An 18,633-nucleotide genomic window follows, 5' to 3' on the forward strand; every position below is an offset into this window, starting at 1 on the left:
GTCTGGCCGGTGGTCGACCATGAAAAGCACGTGCGCTCCCACAATACAGGCTTTGGATGGAGGCTCAGATGTCGCAACTCAAGGGTTCGAAAACTGAAGAGAATCTGAAGGCCGCATTTGCCGGCGAGTCGCAGGCTAATCGCCGCTATCTGTACTTTGCAGCGAAGGCGGACGTCGAGGGACAGAACGACGTCGCCGCACTATTCCGCTCGACAGCCGAAGGCGAAACAGGCCACGCGCATGGCCACCTCGAATACCTCGAAGTCGTCGGCGATCCGGCAACGGGACTGCCGTTCGGTTCGTCGCGCCAGAACCTGCAATCGGCGATTGCGGGTGAAACGCACGAATACACCGACATGTATCCGGGCATGGCGAAGACCGCGCGCGAGGAAGGCTTCGACGAAATCGCGAACTGGTTCGAAACGCTCGCCAAAGCCGAGCGCAGTCACGCGAATCGCTATACGAAGGCACTGGACGCACTGGTCGACTGATGCCGCAGGCGCCGGCATCCGTGGCCGGCGCGCTCCATTGCAGTCAGTCTGTGTGCTAACGCCTTGCTGGCGGACGGCAGGCTTAACGTAATCCGACGGCAGGATAGCGGGCCGAAGCGCAACACGAAGCGGCGCAACAAAACCGACGCGAGATGAAGCAAGAGAAAGCGAGACGATCGCGATCTCGCGCGTGCGGTTGCGCATCCATCGATTGCGCGCGGAAGAACGAACGCATGGGACGGGAGTAGTGCGCTAAAGAGCCACTCCCGTCGACCGCGCTGCATGGGACGGGAGTAGTGCGCTAAAGAGCCAACTCCCGTCGACCGCGCTGCATGGGACGGGCGTAAGGCTCTGAAGAGCCAACTCCCGTCGACCGCGTTGCATGGGACGGGCGTAAGGCTCTAAAGAGCCAACTCCCGTCGACAAAGGAGACGCACGCGATGCCTCACAAGGAAGGCAGTCTCGAAGCGCCGATCCGCTATCCGCTCGAATGGCAATCGGATGCTTTCTACGATCAGGATGCGATCGATCAGGAACTGACGCGCGTGTTCGACATCTGCGCGGGATGCCGCCGTTGCGTGTCGTTGTGCGGCACGTTCCCGACGCTGTTCGATCTCGTCGATGAAACAGAGATGGGCGAAGCGCACGAGGTCGACAAGAAGAAATTCGGCGCCGTCGTCGACCAGTGTTATCTGTGCGACCTGTGCTACATGACGAAATGCCCGTATGTGCCACCGCATAGCTGGAACGTCGATTTTCCGCATCTGATGCTGCGTGCGAAGGCGGCGAGATACAAGCGCGGCGAGGTTGAGTTGCGCGACAGGTTTCTGTCGAACACGGATGCGCTCGGCACGTTCGCGGGCATTCCCATCGTCACGCAGACGGTCAACGCGGTGAATCACACGGGCGCGGCGCGCGGCCTGATGGAAAAGGCGCTCGGCGTCGACAAGAAGGCCTGGCTGCCCGATTTCGCGTCGCGCAAATTTCGCAGTGGGGCAAGGAAATCGCCGCAGGTGCAGGTGAAGGACGGCGAGCGCACGCCCGGCAAAGTGGCGATCTACTCGACCTGTTATGTGAATTTCAACGAGCCCGGCATCGGTCACGACCTGCTGGCCGTGCTCGCGCACAACGACATTCCGTACGAACTCGTATCGAGTGAAGCGTGCTGCGGCATGCCGTTGCTCGAGCAGGGCAATCTCGCTGGCGTCGCGGCGAAGAAAGAGAAGAACATGCCCGTGCTCGCGCGTTATGCACGCGACGGCTACGCGATCATCGGCGCAATTCCGAGCTGCGTGCTGATGTACAAGCACGAACTGCCGCTGATGTTCCCCGACGATCCCGACGTGCGCGCCGTCAGCGAGGCGTTCTGGGACCCGTTCGAATACTTCGTGTCGCGTTATCGCGACGGGCTGCTGAAGACCGACTTCAACACGCCGCTCGGCAAGGTGTCGTATCACGTGCCGTGTCACGCGCGTGTGCAGAACATCGGACGCAAGACCTCGGAGACTTTCGCGCTCGTGCCGGGTACGCAGGTGACGGTCGTCGAGCGCTGCTCGGGCCATGCGGGCACGTTCGGCGTGAAGAAGGAATTTCACGCGATGGCGATGAAGATCGGCACGCCCGTCTTCAAGGCGATGGCGCAGGCGCAGCCCGATTTCATCTCGTCCGATTGCCAGCTTGCGGGCCATCACATCGAACAGGGCTTCGACGAAAACGGCTTGCCGAAGACGCAGCTCGCGCACCCGTTGACGCTGCTGCGCAAAGCGTACGGCCTTTGATCTTCAATCAGCGAGGATACCGATGAGCATCGCAAGGAACTCCCTGTTGTCGCTCGAAAACTATGCGAAGGCGCGCAAGACGATGCGCGAGCAGATCATCGAGCACAAAAAGCTTCGCCTTGTCAGGCTGGGCAATCACGTGACGTTCCTGTTCGAAGACGAACTGACGATCCGCTATCAGATCCAGGAGATGCTGCACATCGAGAAGATCTTCGACGAGGACGGCATTCAGGGCGAACTCGAAGTGTATCTGCCGCTCGTGCCCGACGGCAGCAACTTCAAGGCGACGATGCAGATCGAGTATGCGAACGAAGTCGAACGGCGCGCGGCGCTGTCCCGGCTGATCGGCATCGAGGACCGCGTGTTCATGAAGGTGGACGGCGAAGAGCCCGTCTATGCGATCGCCGATGAAGACCTCGAACGCGAGACCAACGAAAAGACTTCAGCCGTCCATTTCGTGCGCTTCGAGCTGACGCCGTCGATGAAGGCGCGCCTTCGCGACGGCGCGGGCTTGCACATCGGTTGCGATCATCCGAACTATCCGGTGGACGTGCAGGCGGTCCCCGACGAAGTGCGAGCGTCGCTCGTCAGCGATCTCGCCTAAAGCGGCTTGCGATAGACGACGAAGCCCGACCGGTCCGCGACCTTGTCGTAGAGCTGCATCGCGGCGCGGTTCGTCTCGTGCGTGAGCCAGTACACGCGCTCGGCGTGCGCGGCCTTCGCGGCGGCGTAGACGGCTTCGATCAGCGCGCGCCCCACGCCTTTGCCGCGCTCCGAATCGAGCGTGAACAGGTCGTGCAGATAGCACGTCGGTCCCGCCATCAACGTGCTGCGGTGATACAGGTAATGCACGAGACCGACCAGCGTGCCGTCGCCGCGCTCGGCGACCATTGCGTGCATCGGTTCGAGTCCGTCGAAAAAGCGCGCCCACGTGAGCCGAGTAATGTCGAGCGGCAGCGCCGTTACGTCGAAGCGTCCGTAGAAGCGGTTATAGCCGTCCCACAACGGCAGCCACGCTTCGTAATCGGCGGGAACGACAGGGCGGATGTTCACAGCTTGCGTCACGGGCAGCGCTCCTTGTATCGGCAGGTATCGTCGAAGCATAGGGTTTCTGTGGCACCATTGTTAGCTCCACGTCGAACTCAAAATCTGGAGCCACGCAATTGGACTACGGGCTGTTGATGTCGAGCTTCGCGAGCGAGGCGGCCGGGCGCAAGCTCACGCAGCAGATGCTGCTTTACGAAAGCCTGCGTCATGCGATCCTGAATGGCGACATCCGCCACGGCACTCAGCTCGTGCCGACGCGCGCGCTTGCCGAGCAGCTCGGCATCGCGCGCAACTCGGTACTGTACGCCTACGAACGGCTCGCCGAAGAGGGCTTTATCGCCGCGAGCCGCCACGGGTCGATCGTCAGTTGTGTCGCGCTTCCTGGTGCCAATGCGGAGGCGTCCATCGCCGCGCCCGTCAGCCGGCTGTCGCGGCGCGTCGCAGGACTGCCGCCCGATCGCGGCAGCACGCGTGGCACGGGCGGCGCGACGGGCATGCATGCGCCGTTTCAGGCGGGCGTGCCCGCGCTCGACGAGTTTCCCGTCGCGCAATGGCGCGCATCGATGGAACGCGCGTGGCGCTCGGTCGATGCGCGCGATCTCGGCTATGGCTACTACGCGGGTCATCCGTCGCTCAGGCGCGCCGTTGCCGAATACGTGCGCGTGTCGCGCAGCGTGCGCTGCGCGGCCGATCAGGTGTTCATCACGTCGGGCACGCACACGAGTCTCGACTTGTGCGCGCGCATGCTCGCCGATCCGGGCGATTCCGCGTGGCTCGAAAACCCCGGCTATCACGGCGCGCGAATCGCGTTTCAGTCGGCGGGCCTGAACGTCGTGCCGATTCCCGTCGACGCCGCCGGCATCGCACCCACCGACGAGCACTGGCAGCGCACGCCGCCGCGCCTCGTCTACATCACGCCATCGCATCAATATCCGCTTGGCAGCGTGCTGGGCCTGGAGCGGCGCTGGTCGATCATCGACAACGTCGTCGAACGCGGCGCCTGGATCATCGAGGACGACTACGACAGCGAGCTGCGCCACAGCGGCCCGCCGCTGCCGTCGGTGCAAGGCCTGCGGCCCGCGACGCCCGTCGTCTATCTCGGCACGTTCAGCAAGACGATGTTCCCGGCGCTGCGTATCGGCTTCATGATCGTGCCGGCCAATCTCGCACCGGAAATCGGCAGCGTGATCGGCGAGATGTCGCGCCAGGGACGCATCGCCGATCAGATCGCGCTCGCGGACTTCATCGAAAGCGGCAAGTACGCGCGCCATCTGCGAAGGATGCGGCGCATCTACCAGCAGCGGCGCGAGGCGATGGTCAGCGCGATTCATCAGCACATGCGCGATCTCGTGACGGTTTCGTCCGATGGCAGCGGCATGCATCTGACGATGCGGCTCGATGCGCCGTTGCAGGACCGCGACGTGAGCATCGCGTTGCGCGAGAAGGGCATCGCCGTGTCGCCGCTGAGCGCGTACTGCCATCAGGGCGAAGACGCCGCGCGATACAACGGCTTCATGCTCGGCTATGCAGGCGTGCATCCGGACAAGGCGGACCGGCTCGTTGCCGAACTCGGCGCGGCGATCCGCTCGTTGACTGTCGGCAAACGATATTAAACCAAATGGTTGAATAATGCCGAAGCCGTGTCTATACTCGGGCTCATGAACGAGTCCGCACTTGACAGCGTGTTCCACGCGCTGTCCGATCCCACCCGGCGCGCGATGCTCGCGCAGCTTGCCGTTGGCGAACGCAATATCGGCGAGCTGGCCGCGCCGTTCGCGATGTCGTTCGCGGCGGCATCGAAGCATGTGAAGGTGCTGGAAGGCGCAGGGCTGGTCCAGCGCCGCGTGGAAGGGCGCTCGCATATCTGCCGGATCGAACCGGCGCCGCTCGCCGCCGCCGATGCGTGGCTGCGCTTCTATGAACGCTTCTGGAGCAGCCGGCTCGACGTGCTCGAAGACCTGCTGCGCAATCCACCGTAAGCATCTTGTCGACAGGGGGACAAGCGGCGATGAATCTGAATGAACCACTCGGCGCTTTCGACGGCACGCAGGTCGTGCGCTTCGAACGGCTGCTGCCCGGACCGATCGAACGCGTTTGGGCGTATCTGACCGAGTCCGACAAGCGCAGCCAGTGGCTCGCGTCGGGCGCCATGCCGGCGCAGCCCGGCGGCGACTTCGTGATGCGCTTCGATCACTCGCTATTGGCCGCGACGCCGGAACTGCCGCCCGAACCGTATCGCCAGTACGCGGGCGGGCACGATTCGTATCACCGGCTGCTGCGCTTCGAGCCGCCTCATGTGCTCGCGTTCACGTGGGGCAGCATTCACGACAACCTGTCCGAAGTGATCTTCGAGCTGTCGGAGGCGGGCGATCAGGTGAAGCTCGTGCTCACGCATCGGAACCTGTCCAGCCGCAAAGAGCAACTCGATGTCGGCCCGGGCTGGCACAGCCATCTCGACGTGCTGCGCGAGCGGCTCAACGGCACCGCGCCCGCGTCGTTCTGGAAGATGTTCGAGCAGATCAAGGCGCGTTACGACGCGCTCTGAAGCCTGAAGCACCCCGACACATCTGGCGGCGATTCGCGGGCGCCTTTTCGCGGTCAATTTCGCCGACGACCTGATCAACGCCACCGATCTCGGCGTGATGCAGCGGCTGATCGGCAAGGTGCCGCAGGGGCGCTACGTCGAAATGCCGGAGACGGCGCAGTCGTACGGACATCAGACGCTCGCGCACCCGGAAGTGTGGAAGCCCTATCTGATCCAGTTGATGAACGGTGCGTGATCTCCATGCCGGTCCGGTCCGGGCGCGCGCGGACCGGGACGCTGCGAGTGCGATAATCGACGTCGCCCCAAAATGCAGAGCCGGAGAACATTGTGAGCCGCATCGACAACCCCACACATGACCAGGAAGCCGGCGTCGCCGATTCCACCCAGGACATCACGCGCATCGACGATACCCGCATCGGCGCAGTGCGTCCGCTGATTTCGCCCGCGCTGCTGCTCGACGAACTGCCGTGTCCGCCGGGCGTGCAGACGCTCGTCGAAAAGAGCCGCGTCGAAATCGCCGATGTGCTGCATGGCCGCGATGACCGACTCGTGGTCGTCGTCGGGCCGTGTTCGATCCATGACCACGGCCAGGCGATGGAATACGCGCACAAGCTGAAAACGGCCGCCGACGCGCTGCGCGACGATCTGCTGATCGTCATGCGCGTCTACTTCGAGAAGCCGCGCACGACGGTCGGCTGGAAGGGCTATATCAACGATCCGCGTCTGGACGGCAGTTTCCGCATCAACGAAGGGCTGCGTCGCGCGCGCGAGCTGCTGCTCGAAATCAGCGGGCTCGGCCTGCCGACGGGCACCGAGTTTCTCGACCTGCTGAGCCCGCAGTACATCGCTGACCTGATCGCGTGGGGCGCAATCGGCGCGCGCACGACGGAGAGCCAGAGCCATCGGCAGCTGGCGTCGGGGCTGTCGTGCCCGATCGGATTCAAGAACGGCACCGACGGCGGTGTGCAGATCGCCGCCGATGCGATCGTCGCCGCGCGCGCGAGCCACGCGTTCATGGGCATGACGAAGATGGGCATGGCCGCGATCTTCGAGACGCGCGGCAACGACGACGCGCACGTGATCCTGCGCGGCGGCAAGAAAGGGCCGAACTACGACGCGGCGGGCGTCGAGGAAGCGTGCGCCGCGCTGCGCAAGGTCGGCTTGCGCGAACAGGTGATGGTCGACTGTTCGCACGCGAACTCCAACAAGTCGCACGAGCGCCAGATCGAAGTCGCGCAGGATCTCGCGAACCAGTTGTCGGGCGGCGAGAAGCGGATCATCGGCGTGATGATCGAGAGCCATCTGGAAGCCGGCCGTCAGGATCTGAAGCCGGGCGTGCCGCTTGCCCACGGCGTGTCGATCACCGATGCGTGCATCAGCTGGGCGCAGACCGAGCCGGTGCTGCAGACGCTGGCGCAAGCCGTGCGCGCGCGGCGCTCGCACGTGAGCTGACGCCGGGCGTCGACATTTCCGGACCGGCCAGCCCGGTCAGCCTGCCGGCACGTTTGGCCGATAACGGGCAAGATCGCATGTGGCGCGGCCTTTGCGGCATGCAAGGCCGGCACGCCGGGTCGTCCGTCGCATGGAGGCTTATGACTACCGCGAACCAATACTCGAAGACCGCGCCGAGCCGCGCGGATGTTGACGCCCTCGCGGGCGTGACCGTCGTCGAATTCGGCACCGACTGGTGCGGCTATTGTCAGGGCGCACAGCCCGTGATCGCGGAGGGGTTCGGCCCGCATCCGGGCACGCGCCATCTGAAGGTCGAAGACGGCCCGGGCCGGCCGCTCGGGCGCTCGTTCAAGGTCAAGCTCTGGCCGACGCTGGTCTTCATGCGCGATGGCGTCGAAGTGGCGCGCGTCGTGCGGCCGACGGACGCCCAACAGATCGAGAACGCGTTCGCCGCCGTGGCCTGAGCCAGGAGGCAACGCGTCAGCTGTTTGGGGGATCGCCGAACAGGCTGCTCAGGTCCTTCGCTTCTTCCGACAGGTTGTATTCCTTCTGCACCGACTTCAGCGCATCGTCGACGATGCGCTCGAAGCCGATCGCGTTGCCGAAGTGCTTCATCGTCCAGTTGCAGCCGCTGGCATCGGGTTCCTGCGATTGCGGGCGCGGCACGCGGATCTTCACGCCGTCCTCGACGACTTCCGGCGCGCGATGAATGCGCCGGCTCACTTCGTCCTGAAGCTGGGAAGCAGTGCGTGTCTTGCGTAGCATGAGCATCTCCGTGCGGGTGTGGCCGATGCGCGGCCGACGGATGGCCAGCACGCGTCCGGACAGTCTAGCGCAACGCACACCGCGCTTTTGCTCGCGGCTCAATGGCCCCGGCTTCGGGCTTATCGCTTGCTCGCTTGCACGCGGCGCGATGCGCGGGCTCCCGTTCACGCAAACCGCGCGCGATCATGCGGCGCGTCGAGATCCTGCACGGGACCGCGCGGCACGACGCCCGTCGGATTCACCGAGCGATGGCTCTCGTAGTAATGCCGCTTGATGTGCTCGAAGTTCACCGTGCCCGCGACGCCCGGATGCTGATAGATATCGCGCGTGTACGCGGACAGATTCGGGTAGTCCGCAATGCGCCGCAGGTTGCACTTGAAATGCCCGAAGTACACGGCATCGAAGCGGATCAGCGTCGTGAACAGCCGGATGTCTGCTTCCGTCAGCCGGTTGCCCGTCAGAAAGCGCTGCGTCGACAGTTTCTGTTCGAGCCAGTCGAGCGTGTCGAAGAGGGGCACGACGGCTTCTTCATAGGCGCCCTGCGTGGTCGCGAAGCCGGACTTGTACACGCCGTTGTTCACCGTGTCGTAGACCCGCGCGTTGATCGCATCGATCTCGGCGCGCAGCGGCGGCGGATAGAAGTCGCCCGGCTCCGCACCGATTTCGTCGAATGCCGAATTCAGCATGCGGATGATCTCCGACGATTCGTTGCTTACGATCGTCCGCTGATGCTTGTCCCACAGGATAGGCACCGTCACGCGGCCCGTGTAGTGACGGTCGGCGGCGAGATAGACGTCGCGCAGATACGGCGCGTGGTTGATCGCGTCGGGCACGACGCCGGGGCCGTCGTCGAAGGTCCAGCCGTCGGCGAGCATCAGCCAGTGCACGACGGACACGCTGATCATGTCCTCGAGGCCTTTCAGCGCGCGCATGATCAGCGTGCGATGCGCCCACGGGCACGCGAGGCTCACGTACAGATGGTAGCGTCCCGCTTCCGCCTCGAAGCCGTCGCTGCCGCTCGGGCCCGCTTCGCCGTCGGGCGTGACCCAGTTGCGGAACACGGCGTCCGTGCGCACGAAGCGTCCCCCCGTCGAGGACGTGTCGTACCACCTGTCCTGCCATTGGCCGTTGACTAACAGTCCCATGTCGCTGCTCCTTTAATCCTGTGCGTTCGATGCCTGCTACGTTTGTAGACGGCGTATCGGGCGTGTTGGAAAACGGGACGATCGCGTGCTTCGCCCTTTTCCTCGATCGTATGATTTTCGGCGCCCGCGCGCGTTTTGCCGTACGATTTTCCCGATGAAATCATTCGACGGGATCGAACATGTTGACCGACGACGAGCTTGCACTGCTCGAAGCGATCCGCGAAAGCGGCAGCCTGTCGCGCGCGGCGGCACGGCTCGGCAAGGCGCCGTCGACGGTGTCGCACGCGGCCCGTCAGCTCGAAACACGCTTCGACGCATTGCTGTTCGATCGCCGCCGCTATCGGCTGCAACTCACGCCCGCAGGCCAGCTGCTCGCCGAAGAAGCCGCGCGCCTGATGCAGGACGTGTCGCGGATGACGCAGCGCGTGCGGCAGATCGCGAGCGGCTGGGAAGACCGGCTGTGGATCGTCACCGACGAGCTGATGGAGTTCGAAACGCTGATGCCCGTCATCCATGCGTTCGACGCGCTGCAATCGGGCGTCAGGCTGCGCGTGACGACGGAAGAGCTGAGCGGCACATGGGAGGCGCTGCGCGACGGCCGCGCCGACCTGATCGTCGGCGCGACCAACGAGCCGCCCGCGATTGCCGGCTTGCGCTGGTTCGAACTGGGCGTCGTGGACTGGACGTTCGCGGTGTCGCCGCGTCATCCGTTCGCAAGCATCAAGGAGCCGCTGCGGCGCGACCAGATCGCGAAACAGCGCGCCATCGTCGTGGCCGATTCGTCGCGCGCGAGCGGGCGCGCGTATGGGCTGCTCGGCGGACAGATGTCGCTCGCCGTGCCCAGCATGCGCGCGAAAATCCTCGCACAGCGCGACGGGCTCGGGACGGGCTGGCTGCCGCGTCATCGCGTGGCCTCTCTGCTCAAGCGCGGCGAGCTCGTCGAAAAAGAAACCGCAGATCCGCGCGAGCCGAACGTGCTGTATGTGGGGTGGCGCGGCGACCAGGAAGGCCGCGCGCTGCAATGGTGGCTCGATCAGTTGCGCGAGCCGCGCCTCGCCAAACGTCTGGTGCAAGGCATCGACCAGTTCGCGTGAACCGACTCTTGAACCATCAAGATGCGCGCGAAACAAACGGAAATGTGACAGAAGCGCCAGGCGCGCACGTCGAAGGAATAAACAGGCATAGTGGGGCGTTCTGCTGACGAGACGACAGCGGTGCGCGTATGCAGCGCGGTCCCGCATGACGTCTTGCGTTCTTGCATGCGGCTTTCGCTGCCCCTACCGATCTCCAACGAAACAACTCATGGACACATCCACTTCATCACGCACGGCCACGCGCGACGGCGCCGACGCGCTATACGCGCCATTGCCGATTGCGCGCTACACACACACGGCGATGATCCTGCACTGGCTCATCGCCGTTCTCATCATTGCAAACGTCGTGCTCGGCCTTTCCGCCGATTCGCTGCCGGACGACTGGGTGCGTCCCGTCATCGATACGCACAAGTCGATTGGCATCACGGTGCTCGGTCTCGCGCTGCTGCGCGTGCTGTGGCGCGTGTCGCACCGGCCGCCGCCGCTGCCGCGCGAGTTTCCGTCATGGGAACGGATGGCCGCGCATGTCGCGCACTTCCTGCTGTATTTCCTGATGATCGCGTTGCCGCTGTCGGGATGGATGCACGACTCCGCGTGGAAGGATGCGGCGACGCACCCGATGCATCTGTTCGGCGTCGTGCCGTTTCCGCGCATCGGGCTCATCCTGAATCTCGATCCCGCCGTCAAGGAGCCGTTGCACGACAGGTTCGGCGCGCTGCATACGTACCTCGGCTACGCGCTGTACGCGCTGCTCGCGATGCATATCGGCGGCGCGCTGAAGCATGAGCTGCTCGATCGCAAGTCTGTGTTCAAGCGGATGGTGCCGTGATGGATGCCGACGTGATCGAAGAGGCCACGCTCGCGCGCGGCCGCGCTTGCGAGGGCGCTTACGGCACGGGTCGTGGCCGTTCGAAGCCATCGCTGCGCGACGCGTTGGAGGCGGCCTCGCCGCGCATCAATCCGCGCAAGGCGAGCTGGCAGAGCGTCATGATTCACGGCAGCGTGACCGCGCTGTGGCTGCTGCTGTTCGCGCGAGCGTTCTTTCTGCACGGCGCGCTCGCGTGGTCGACGGGCATTGCGTACGTCGTCTACGACACGCTGCTGCTTGCGTTCGTCACCGTGAAGACCTGGCCGCTGATCCGCCGCTCGTTGCCCGCGCATCGTTGCGCCGACGTCGCGCATCTGCCGACGATGGGTGTGATCGTCGCCGCGCACAACGAGGCGGCCGTGCTGCCCGTGACGCTCGCCGCGCTGCTGGGGCAAACGCATGGCCTGTCGCAGATCGTGATCGCCGACGATGGCTCGACGGACGGCACGCGAGATCTGCTTACCGGCCGCTTCGGTCTGGCCGAGCCGGCGCTCGGCGAACTGAGCGCGCCGAGCAGCCGCTATCCGAATCTGTACTGGCTGCGTGTGCCGCACGGCGGCAAGGCGTTCGCGCTCAACGCGGCCATCGACGTGATGACGACCGACACCGTGATGACCGTCGACGCCGACACCTTGCTCGCCGACGACGCCGCATTCGCGATGCGCGCGGCGTTCGCGCAAGCGCCGAAGCTGGCGGCGGCGACGGGCATCCTCGTGCCCGTGTGCAACCGCACGGCGAGCGGGCGCGTGTTCCAGTGGTTTCAGACCTACGAGTACATGCGCAACTTCATCGCGCGCTTCGCGTGGATGCGCGCCGACAGCCTGTTGCTGGTGTCGGGCGCGTTTGCGTCGTTCCGGCGCGATGCGCTCGTCGCCGTCGGCGGCTTCGATGCGCAATGTCTCGTCGAAGACTACGAGCTGATCCACCGGTTGCGTCGCTATTCCGTCGATCGCGGTCTGGGCTGGGACGTGCGCGTGGTCGGCGATGCGCACGCACAGACGGAAGCGCCCGCGACGCTCGGCGCTTTCCTGCGTCAGCGCCGCCGCTGGTTTGCGGGCTTCCTGCAAACGCAATACTGGAACCGCGACATGACGGGCAATGCGCGTTACGGCACGCTCGGCCGCCTGATGCTGCCGATCAAGGCGTTCGACACGATGCAGCCCGTCTACGGCCTGACCGCGTTCGCGCTGTTGCTCGGTTTCATCGCCGGCGGACACGGGTTGATCGTCGTGTCGATCTTCAGCGTGATCGGCCTCAAGACGGCCATCGACCTCGCGTTCTACGTATGGTGCATCCACCTGTACCGGCGCTGGACGGGGCAGACGAGCGGCTCGAGTCTGCCGATGGCGGTGGCCGCCGCCATCGCCGAGCCGTTCACGTTCCAGTTGCTGCGACACACGGGCGCGGTGCTCGGCTGGCTGCATTTTCTACGCGGCGGCCGGTCGTGGGGCAAACAGCATCGCTCGGGTCTTGTCGGCGCGACCGGGCGCAGGCATTGAACGGCGATTGCGCGCGCCTGTCGAACTGTAATGCGTTGAAGCGCTCCTGTAATGCGTCGAGGCGCTCATGAGCGTTGCACCTGCAACGACCTTGAAGGCGCCGCCGCGGCATCGCCGGTTGCGGTCGTTCGCGCTTGCTGCCGCACGTCGATGCGCGATCGGCCGCGCCTGCCTGACGTTAGCCCTCATAAAGCTCATCGGCGACTTCTAGTAGACTGAATGGCGACATCGTTTTCCAACAATCAAACCGGCCTGGTCCTGGCGACCAGTCGACCGTTGTGCCAGGAGGCTTCATACATGCATGTCGTCGCTCCGTTGGACAGCAATACCGTTGATAACGCTAAACCCGCCGTGCGCGATCTGCGCCGCGTCGATATCCACCCTGATCACTGGTATCCGCTTGCATGGTCGCGCGAAGTGAAGCGCGGCAAGGCGCATGGCGTCCGCTTTGCCGGCGAGCCGATCGTGCTGGTGCGCACGGAGTCGGGCAACGTGTTCGCGCTCGAGGACCGCTGCGCGCATCGACAGGTTCCGCTGCACGGCGGAGTGGTCGACGGCGAGGCGATCCGCTGCTGTTACCACGGCTGGACGTATGACTGCACGGGCAAATGCGTCGACGTGCCGTACTTGGGCCGCGAACGCCTGCCGAACGGCGTGCGCGCATATCCGTGCCGCGAATCGGAAGGGCTGATTTTCGTATTTGCCGGCGACGCGCAACTCGCCGAAACGGTACCGCTGCCGCCGCTCGGCTCAGTCGACGACAAGGCCTACAAGACGCGGCGCTTCGGGCGTAAAGTCGCGTGCCATTACTCGTTCATGCACGAAAACCTGATGGACATGAACCATCAGTTTTTGCATCGCAAGCAGATGGGCAAGATGCGCGCGCGGTCGCTCGGCCGGCGGCGCGGCGAGAACTGGGTGGAGGTCGATTACACGTTTTCTCGTGAAGCGGGCCAGCAGCCGATCGGCGAGGCGCTCGTGTTCGGGCAGAGCCGTCCCGATTCGAACATCGAGCGCAACGACGTGATGACGGTCCGCACGCAGTATCCGTATCAGACGCTGCAGATTCGCACGTCCGAAGGCTCTCTCGTGATGGATCTGTGGATCTGCTACGTGCCGCTCGACCGCGAACAGCGGACCAATCGCACGTTCGGCCTGCTGTCCATCAAGCGGCCGAAGATCGGCGTGCTGCTGGACATCGCGTGGCCGCTGCTGGTGTGGTTCACCGAGCGCATTTTCGCGGAGGACCGCTGGATCGTCGAGCGCGAGCAGGAGGCGCACGACGCACAAGGCGCCGACTGGAACCACGAAGTCTTTCCTGTGATCAACGAGCTGCGCGATCTGCTGCGGCAGTGCGGCGCGCCTGCGACGCGGCGCGTGATTCCCATCGAGCCGTCGGCGGAGTCGGTTGCCGTCTGATTTTTGCGGCCTATTTTCCGTCTATTGATCGGACGTTAGGCGTTCCAACGTTCGGCGCCTCGCATTCGCCGCGCTTTTCCGCGCGTGCGTGATGCAGCTTGCACGTTCGCTGCTTCGACAATGCGTTATGCTTGATTTCATCCGCGCACCTTGGGCGGATGCGGCGTACTGTTCGAAGGAGGCTGTCTCATGTCCGAGGATGGCGACCTGGCTCCGCCGATCGCGGATCTGGAAATCGTATCGACGCGCGTGTTCGATTTTCCGCGCGATCTCGTGTTCAGGGCCTGGACGGACCCGGCGCATCTCGCGCACTGGTGGGGACCGAAGGGCTTCACCAACTCATTCCACGAATTCGATCTGCGTTCCGGCGGCAACTGGCGCTTCGTGATGCACGGACCCGATGGCGTCGACTACAAGAATCACAGCGTGTTCGTCGAGATTGCCGCGCCCGAGCGGATCGTGTTCGACCACATGTCGGCGCCGTATTTCCGCGTCACCGCAACTTTCGATGCGGTGAGCGACGGGCAGACGCGCGTCACGTTTCGCATGCTCTTCGAGACGCCTGCTGTCTGCGCGCAGGTGAAGACGTTTGCCGTCAAGGCGAATGAAGAGAACTTCGACAGGCTGCAGAAGGAATTGAAGCGGATGGTTTGACGCTTCGTGCTTCTGGTTTTCGTCCGCTTCAGTCTTTGTTCTTCTGTCGGTTTCAGCGCGTTTCGGCGCGTTTCAAAAGGCCGATAGGCAACGCCCCCATGTTCCGGAGAACATGGGGGCGTTGTGGTCGCCTCGCGGCCCGAGCGCTTACGGCAGGCCGATCGTACGCATCAACCTGCCGCGCTTCGTGTGTGATTAGAAGCGGTGACGCATGCCAACCGATGCGACAGCCTGGCGGCGCGAGGAGGAGACGCCCGTTGCGCTGCCGTTGTCGATGACGGCGTTGACCAGATCGCCGTGTGCCGTGCTCGTCAGCTGGTACACGCCCTGTGCGTAGATGTCGGTGCGCTTCGACAGAGCGTAGTCGCCTTGCAGGCCGACCTGGTTGGCGTGGAAGTGGAAGTCGCCGACGGCACCGTTGGTGTACGTGTACGCAGCGCCCAGGCCCAGCGCCGGGGTCAGGTTGTACTTCGCGTTGACTTCGTAGTTGTTCGTGTGGATCGACGCGCTGGTTCCCGTGAAGTTGTCAAAGCGAGCTTGCGTCCACACCAGACCGACAACAGCCGGACCGAATGCGTAGCTGGCACCGGCGCCGAACGAACGCTGACGGAACGTCACGTCCGCCAGATCTGGCAGCCCAACGCTGGACAGGTCGACGAGATCCGATGCACCCTTGTCGTTGATGTTCGGGCTGTTGCGCTGCTGGTAGCCGGCGCCGATGCGCAGACCTGCGTTCTCGTAGCCCGCGCCGAAGCTGTATTCACGGTTTGCGGCGAACTTGGAGCTGTTCGAGAAGCCGTACGTGCCGCCGAACGAGAAGCCCGCGTAGTTTGCGCTCGTGAACTTGATCGAGTTGTTGGTCGCAACGCCGCTGTTGTCGTCCAGCATGTCCAGGTTGCCGAAGTGCGCAAAGTTCGAGCCGCCCCAGCTGCCCGTGGCGGCCAGCGGTGCGACGAAGTCATGCATCTCGTCGTACTGACGGCCCAGCGTAACCGTGCCGGCCTGACTCGACAGACCGACGAATGCCTGGCGCGAGAACATCTTGCCCGCCTGTGCCTGCGAACCGTTGTTCAGGTTGAAGCCTTGCTCCAACGTAAAGATTGTCTTCAGGCCGCCGCCCAAGTCTTCGACGCCGCGCAGGCCGAAGCGGTTTTCATCGACGGAGCCGCTGCCCAGTGCCCAGCGAGCGTTACCCACGACGTCGCCGGCGCTGTTCAGGTGCGCGACATTGCTCGTATACGTCAAACCCGCGTCCAGCGTGCCATACAGCGTGACGCTGCTTTGTGCGTGTGCGACCGAGGCGAACGATGCAGCAACTGCCGTCGCGATCAGAATCTTCTTCATGTGTGCTTCCTTCAGTTCAAGGGGCAATACGAGGCTTGAATAGAAACGGACAAGCTATGCGTGCCACGTCCCGTGCGAAGCAAGACCACTGCACTTGCCCTGTTTGGGGAAGCGCAAGTATAGAAAGGGCCCCTAACTATCGACTTATGTCGTAATCGGAAATGGTGTATTTCTGAAACGGAAATAAAAGGCGTGCACGGATGCAGTCGATTGATTTGATTTATTTTTCTGTTCACAAATGCGATATTGTTTTTATTGAGATTAATTCGGGATGTTGTAAGGCGACAACGAAAATAGAACGCCGTTTTATTTCGGGATAAACGAGATCAGGCAGCGAAAACAATGTTTTGCAATTCACTGATTTCCTGTTGGCCATTCTGCCGAAGAGGCGCACGTATGAAGGATCCGCCACGTTGGCGACGAACTCACTCAAAGCATGACATCAAGCAAAATAACGAATGAACTTTCGATGAGTTAGTGGGTTGCAAATTAAAAATTTCAATCTCGAAATAAAACAGAAGTCACGGAATGAATATCGAAATTCAAGCGTCATCCGACAGAAAAAATCGATGAACGCAAAAGAACAAACATTTGCAGATGCGCCATTCAAATCGGCGATGACAATATTCAACAAACATTAAAGGCGGCATTCACGAAGAATGACCGCCTTTTTCAGGCATTTAAACATTTTCCCAATCGATGTCACTTGCCGAGTTCATGGCCGATGATCCCGCCTGCGACCGCACCGCCGACAGTGCCCGCTGTGCTGTGCGTCGTCTCGTGGCCCACATATCCGCCCGCCGCCGCGCCGCCCAGGGTGCACCCCGCCGCGAGCGGCAAGCATGCCGCCGCGGCGGCCGCGACGCGGAGCAGGACCGTATAGCACTTCAACATGTCGTACCCCTGCATGATCCAACGTACCTTAGGGCCGCAAGCGCCGTGCCAATTCTGTCAGCGGAATGCCCATTCGCACGCAGCAGACGTTCCCAGGCGCGCCGTCACTTTGCTAGACTGCCTTCGCCAGCAGAACCAGCACTGGCGCCATCGTCCGCCGCGCCAACCCGTCCCACGAAGTACGGCATCCCTCGAACGCAGCGGTCCCGACAACCGGAAATCGGAGTCCTCATGTCTTACATGCTGCTCATCGTCGAACCAACGGAACAACGTGAAGAGCGCGGCGAAGTCGCGGGCCGCGCCGTTTACGACCGCATGCTGAAATACCGCGCGGACCTGCAGTCGCGCGGCCAGCTGATCGCCGCTGAATCGCTATCCAGCGTCAACAAGGGCGTGCGCCTCGAAAAGCGCGACGGGCAAACGCGCCTGATCGATGGCCCGTTTGCCGAAGCGAAGGAAATGGTCGGCGGATTCTTTCTGCTGAACGTCGATACCTATGACGAAGCGCTCGCGCTCGCGAACGAATGCCCGGCTGCCGAGTGGTGCACGATCGAGATCCGCAAGGTCGCGCCGTGCTACGACTACTAGCCGAACGCTAGCCGGACAAGCATGCCCAGCCCGCAGCGAGGGTTTTCCCTGGTGTCGGCGTATGTCGATTGGACCGCGCGCCGCTCGTCGTGGAAGTAAGAAGCCGCCAAGGGCTTCCGTCACGACCCAGGAGAGATGGCGATGCGATTCATGATCATGGTGAAGGCCACCGCGGACAGCGAAGCCGGCAAGATGCCGGAAGAAGAACTGATTGCGTCGATGGCGACGTACCACGAAGAACTGCAGAAGGCGGGCGTACTGCTCGATGCGTCCGGCTTGCAGCCCAGTTCGAAGGGTTGGCGCGTGCGCTATTCGGGCGGCAAGCGCAACGTGATCGACGGCCCGTTCGCCGAAACCAGGGAATTGCTCGCGGGCTACACCGTGATCCAGGTGCGCTCGCGCGAAGAAGCGATGGAATGGGCGCGACGCTTCCCCGCGCCGTTCGGCGAGCAGGCGGACGGCGAAATCGAAGTGCGTCAGATGTACGACCTCGACGACTTCGAGCCGAGCCAGGCGATGGACCGCTTTCGCAACATCGAAGGCGCAAATCACTGAATTCGCGCGTGGCCGAAGCGAGCTGCGCGCGATCCGCACCCGCCCATTCCACACAATACGGACGAAACATCATGCACAAGCAAATCTACGTGAACCTGGCCGTGAGCAGCGTCGAGAAGTCGAAAGCCTTCTTCTCGCAACTCGGCTTCACGTTCGAACCGAAATTCACCAATGAGCAGGCGGCCTGCATGGTGATCGGCGAAAACATCTACGCGATGCTGCTCGCGAAGGACTTCTTCCAGACCTTCACGAACAAGACGCTGTGCAATCCGAAGGAGAGCACGGAGGCGCTCGTCTGCATTTCGTGCGACAGCCGCGCACACGTCGACGAGCTGGTTGCGAAGGCGCGGGCGGCGGGCGGCTTGGTGCCGCGCGCGCCGCAGGACCATGGCTTCATGTACGGACACGGCTTCGAGGACATCGACGGGCACATCTGGGAACTGGTGTACATGGACCCGAACGCCGTGATGCCGTCGGCCGACGCTTCCTGAGGCC

22 protein-coding genes are annotated in these 18,633 nt (G+C 63.3%); 17 read left to right on the forward strand and 5 right to left on the reverse strand.

Going from position 1 to position 18,633, the window contains the following annotated elements; all coding sequences use genetic code 11:
- Positions 1 to 68 precede the first annotated feature (68 nt).
- From GCT13_RS01130 to GCT13_RS01140, 3 genes are all read left to right on the forward strand, one after another.
- On the forward strand, positions 69 to 491 hold the full coding sequence (locus GCT13_RS01130; RefSeq protein ID WP_090863836.1) for a rubrerythrin family protein: 423 nt from the start codon (positions 69 to 71) through the stop codon (positions 489 to 491).
- A 440-nt stretch (positions 492 to 931) separates the two neighbouring features.
- The gene (locus tag GCT13_RS01135; protein WP_152754933.1) at positions 932 to 2,269 is read left to right on the forward strand and encodes a heterodisulfide reductase-related iron-sulfur binding cluster; all 1,338 of its coding nucleotides are present in this window, start codon (positions 932 to 934) and stop codon (positions 2,267 to 2,269) included.
- 22 nt (positions 2,270 to 2,291) lie between these two features.
- Complete coding sequence (locus tag GCT13_RS01140) at positions 2,292 to 2,873, forward strand: DUF3501 family protein (RefSeq protein WP_152754934.1); 582 nt, start codon at positions 2,292 to 2,294, stop codon at positions 2,871 to 2,873.
- On the opposite strand, the gene GCT13_RS01145 is transcribed toward GCT13_RS01140, so the two are convergent.
- Positions 2,870 to 3,334: a GNAT family N-acetyltransferase gene (locus tag GCT13_RS01145; protein ID WP_321574127.1), complete on the reverse strand. Its 465-nt coding sequence runs from the start codon at positions 3,332 to 3,334 to the stop codon at positions 2,870 to 2,872. The two genes, GCT13_RS01140 and GCT13_RS01145, sit on opposite strands and share 4 nt — an antisense overlap.
- Before the next feature lie 98 nt (positions 3,335 to 3,432).
- On the opposite strand from GCT13_RS01145, the gene pdxR reads away from it, so the two are divergent.
- The 6 genes from pdxR (at position 3,433) to GCT13_RS01175 (ending at position 7,777) form a co-directional block, all read left to right on the forward strand.
- The gene (gene pdxR, locus GCT13_RS01150; protein WP_152754936.1) at positions 3,433 to 4,929 is read left to right on the forward strand and encodes a MocR-like pyridoxine biosynthesis transcription factor PdxR; all 1,497 of its coding nucleotides are present in this window, start codon (positions 3,433 to 3,435) and stop codon (positions 4,927 to 4,929) included.
- 45 nt (positions 4,930 to 4,974) lie between these two features.
- Positions 4,975 to 5,295 (forward strand): ArsR/SmtB family transcription factor, encoded by a 321-nt coding sequence (locus GCT13_RS01155; protein WP_152754937.1) that lies wholly within the window; start codon positions 4,975 to 4,977, stop codon positions 5,293 to 5,295.
- A 29-nt stretch (positions 5,296 to 5,324) separates the two neighbouring features.
- A complete protein-coding gene (locus tag GCT13_RS01160) occupies positions 5,325 to 5,861 on the forward strand; it encodes an SRPBCC family protein (protein ID WP_152754938.1) in 537 nt (178 codons plus the stop codon).
- Positions 5,862 to 5,955: 94 nt separating this feature from the next.
- Positions 5,956 to 6,096 carry a hypothetical protein gene (locus tag GCT13_RS01165; RefSeq protein ID WP_227746690.1) on the forward strand — a complete coding sequence of 47 codons (141 nt, stop codon included), beginning with the start codon at positions 5,956 to 5,958 and terminating at the stop codon, positions 6,094 to 6,096.
- A 92-nt stretch (positions 6,097 to 6,188) separates the two neighbouring features.
- A complete protein-coding gene (locus tag GCT13_RS01170; protein WP_321574128.1) occupies positions 6,189 to 7,313 on the forward strand; it encodes a 3-deoxy-7-phosphoheptulonate synthase in 1,125 nt (374 codons plus the stop codon).
- A gap of 140 nt (positions 7,314 to 7,453) precedes the next feature.
- Entirely contained in the window at positions 7,454 to 7,777 is a 324-nt protein-coding gene (locus tag GCT13_RS01175) for a thioredoxin family protein (protein WP_152754939.1), read from the forward strand.
- 16 nt (positions 7,778 to 7,793) lie between these two features.
- Here GCT13_RS01175 and GCT13_RS01180 read toward each other — a convergent pair whose 3' ends face one another.
- Both GCT13_RS01180 and GCT13_RS01185 read right to left on the reverse strand, forming a co-directional pair.
- Positions 7,794 to 8,078: a hypothetical protein gene (locus tag GCT13_RS01180; RefSeq protein ID WP_152754940.1), complete on the reverse strand. Its 285-nt coding sequence runs from the start codon at positions 8,076 to 8,078 to the stop codon at positions 7,794 to 7,796.
- Positions 8,079 to 8,242: 164 nt separating this feature from the next.
- Complete coding sequence (locus tag GCT13_RS01185) at positions 8,243 to 9,223, reverse strand: glutathione S-transferase family protein (RefSeq protein WP_152754941.1); 981 nt, start codon at positions 9,221 to 9,223, stop codon at positions 8,243 to 8,245.
- Between the two features lie 179 nt (positions 9,224 to 9,402).
- Between GCT13_RS01185 and GCT13_RS01190 the strand changes: the two genes are divergently transcribed.
- The 5 genes from GCT13_RS01190 (at position 9,403) to GCT13_RS01210 (ending at position 14,757) form a co-directional block, all read left to right on the forward strand.
- Positions 9,403 to 10,317, forward strand: a complete 915-nt coding sequence (locus GCT13_RS01190) for a LysR family transcriptional regulator (protein ID WP_152754942.1) — start codon at positions 9,403 to 9,405, stop codon at positions 10,315 to 10,317.
- 208 nt (positions 10,318 to 10,525) lie between these two features.
- Positions 10,526 to 11,146 (forward strand): cytochrome b, encoded by a 621-nt coding sequence (locus tag GCT13_RS01195; RefSeq protein ID WP_152754943.1) that lies wholly within the window; start codon positions 10,526 to 10,528, stop codon positions 11,144 to 11,146.
- Positions 11,146 to 12,684, forward strand: coding sequence for a glycosyltransferase family 2 protein (locus GCT13_RS01200; RefSeq protein ID WP_152755061.1), 1,539 nt, complete (start codon positions 11,146 to 11,148; stop codon positions 12,682 to 12,684). The genes GCT13_RS01195 and GCT13_RS01200 overlap by 1 nt, the downstream gene beginning before the upstream one ends.
- Positions 12,685 to 12,981: 297 nt before the next feature.
- On the forward strand, positions 12,982 to 14,103 hold the full coding sequence (locus GCT13_RS01205; RefSeq protein ID WP_152754944.1) for an aromatic ring-hydroxylating oxygenase subunit alpha: 1,122 nt from the start codon (positions 12,982 to 12,984) through the stop codon (positions 14,101 to 14,103).
- Between the two features lie 189 nt (positions 14,104 to 14,292).
- Positions 14,293 to 14,757: an SRPBCC family protein gene (locus GCT13_RS01210; RefSeq protein WP_152754945.1), complete on the forward strand. Its 465-nt coding sequence runs from the start codon at positions 14,293 to 14,295 to the stop codon at positions 14,755 to 14,757.
- Between the two features lie 195 nt (positions 14,758 to 14,952).
- Here the strand turns inward: GCT13_RS01210 and GCT13_RS01215 are convergent, their stop codons facing one another.
- Positions 14,953 to 16,101 carry a porin gene (locus GCT13_RS01215; protein ID WP_152754946.1) on the reverse strand — a complete coding sequence of 383 codons (1,149 nt, stop codon included), beginning with the start codon at positions 16,099 to 16,101 and terminating at the stop codon, positions 14,953 to 14,955.
- Between the two features lie 702 nt (positions 16,102 to 16,803).
- A complete protein-coding gene (locus tag GCT13_RS01220) occupies positions 16,804 to 16,995 on the reverse strand; it encodes a glycine zipper 2TM domain-containing protein (protein WP_152754947.1) in 192 nt (63 codons plus the stop codon).
- A gap of 231 nt (positions 16,996 to 17,226) precedes the next feature.
- Here GCT13_RS01220 and GCT13_RS01225 point away from each other — a divergent pair, with 231 nt between their 5' ends.
- From GCT13_RS01225 to GCT13_RS01235, 3 genes are all read left to right on the forward strand, one after another.
- On the forward strand, positions 17,227 to 17,583 hold the full coding sequence (locus GCT13_RS01225; protein WP_087736631.1) for a YciI family protein: 357 nt from the start codon (positions 17,227 to 17,229) through the stop codon (positions 17,581 to 17,583).
- Positions 17,584 to 17,724: 141 nt separating this feature from the next.
- Complete coding sequence (locus GCT13_RS01230; protein ID WP_152754948.1) at positions 17,725 to 18,138, forward strand: YciI family protein; 414 nt, start codon at positions 17,725 to 17,727, stop codon at positions 18,136 to 18,138.
- Between the two features lie 71 nt (positions 18,139 to 18,209).
- On the forward strand, positions 18,210 to 18,629 hold the full coding sequence (locus GCT13_RS01235; RefSeq protein WP_152754949.1) for a VOC family protein: 420 nt from the start codon (positions 18,210 to 18,212) through the stop codon (positions 18,627 to 18,629).
- Positions 18,630 to 18,633: the final 4 nt, after the last annotated feature.

It is taken from the genome of Paraburkholderia franconis (assembly GCF_009362735.1).
In the GTDB taxonomy this organism is placed as follows: Bacteria; Pseudomonadota; Gammaproteobacteria; order Burkholderiales; family Burkholderiaceae; genus Paraburkholderia; species Paraburkholderia franconis.

What these genes read in the sequence shown, in the direction of transcription:
- GCT13_RS01130 (WP_090863836.1), top strand. Translation starts at nt 69, where the DNA reads ATGTCGCAACTCAAGGGTTCGAAAACTGAAGAGAATCTGAAGGCCGCA.
- GCT13_RS01135 (WP_152754933.1), top strand. Translation starts at nt 932, where the DNA reads ATGCCTCACAAGGAAGGCAGTCTCGAAGCGCCGATCCGCTATCCGCTC.
- GCT13_RS01140 (WP_152754934.1), top strand. Translation starts at nt 2,292, where the DNA reads ATGAGCATCGCAAGGAACTCCCTGTTGTCGCTCGAAAACTATGCGAAG.
- GCT13_RS01155 (WP_152754937.1), top strand. Translation starts at nt 4,975, where the DNA reads ATGAACGAGTCCGCACTTGACAGCGTGTTCCACGCGCTGTCCGATCCC.
- GCT13_RS01160 (WP_152754938.1), top strand. Translation starts at nt 5,325, where the DNA reads ATGAATCTGAATGAACCACTCGGCGCTTTCGACGGCACGCAGGTCGTG.
- GCT13_RS01175 (WP_152754939.1), top strand. Translation starts at nt 7,454, where the DNA reads ATGACTACCGCGAACCAATACTCGAAGACCGCGCCGAGCCGCGCGGAT.
- GCT13_RS01180 (WP_152754940.1), bottom strand. Translation starts at nt 8,078, where the DNA reads ATGCTACGCAAGACACGCACTGCTTCCCAGCTTCAGGACGAAGTGAGC.
- GCT13_RS01185 (WP_152754941.1), bottom strand. Translation starts at nt 9,223, where the DNA reads ATGGGACTGTTAGTCAACGGCCAATGGCAGGACAGGTGGTACGACACG.
- GCT13_RS01190 (WP_152754942.1), top strand. Translation starts at nt 9,403, where the DNA reads ATGTTGACCGACGACGAGCTTGCACTGCTCGAAGCGATCCGCGAAAGC.
- GCT13_RS01195 (WP_152754943.1), top strand. Translation starts at nt 10,526, where the DNA reads ATGGACACATCCACTTCATCACGCACGGCCACGCGCGACGGCGCCGAC.
- GCT13_RS01200 (WP_152755061.1), top strand. Translation starts at nt 11,146, where the DNA reads ATGGATGCCGACGTGATCGAAGAGGCCACGCTCGCGCGCGGCCGCGCT.
- GCT13_RS01205 (WP_152754944.1), top strand. Translation starts at nt 12,982, where the DNA reads ATGCATGTCGTCGCTCCGTTGGACAGCAATACCGTTGATAACGCTAAA.
- GCT13_RS01210 (WP_152754945.1), top strand. Translation starts at nt 14,293, where the DNA reads ATGTCCGAGGATGGCGACCTGGCTCCGCCGATCGCGGATCTGGAAATC.
- GCT13_RS01215 (WP_152754946.1), bottom strand. Translation starts at nt 16,101, where the DNA reads ATGAAGAAGATTCTGATCGCGACGGCAGTTGCTGCATCGTTCGCCTCG.
- GCT13_RS01220 (WP_152754947.1), bottom strand. Translation starts at nt 16,995, where the DNA reads ATGTTGAAGTGCTATACGGTCCTGCTCCGCGTCGCGGCCGCCGCGGCG.
- GCT13_RS01225 (WP_087736631.1), top strand. Translation starts at nt 17,227, where the DNA reads ATGTCTTACATGCTGCTCATCGTCGAACCAACGGAACAACGTGAAGAG.
- GCT13_RS01230 (WP_152754948.1), top strand. Translation starts at nt 17,725, where the DNA reads ATGCGATTCATGATCATGGTGAAGGCCACCGCGGACAGCGAAGCCGGC.
- GCT13_RS01235 (WP_152754949.1), top strand. Translation starts at nt 18,210, where the DNA reads ATGCACAAGCAAATCTACGTGAACCTGGCCGTGAGCAGCGTCGAGAAG.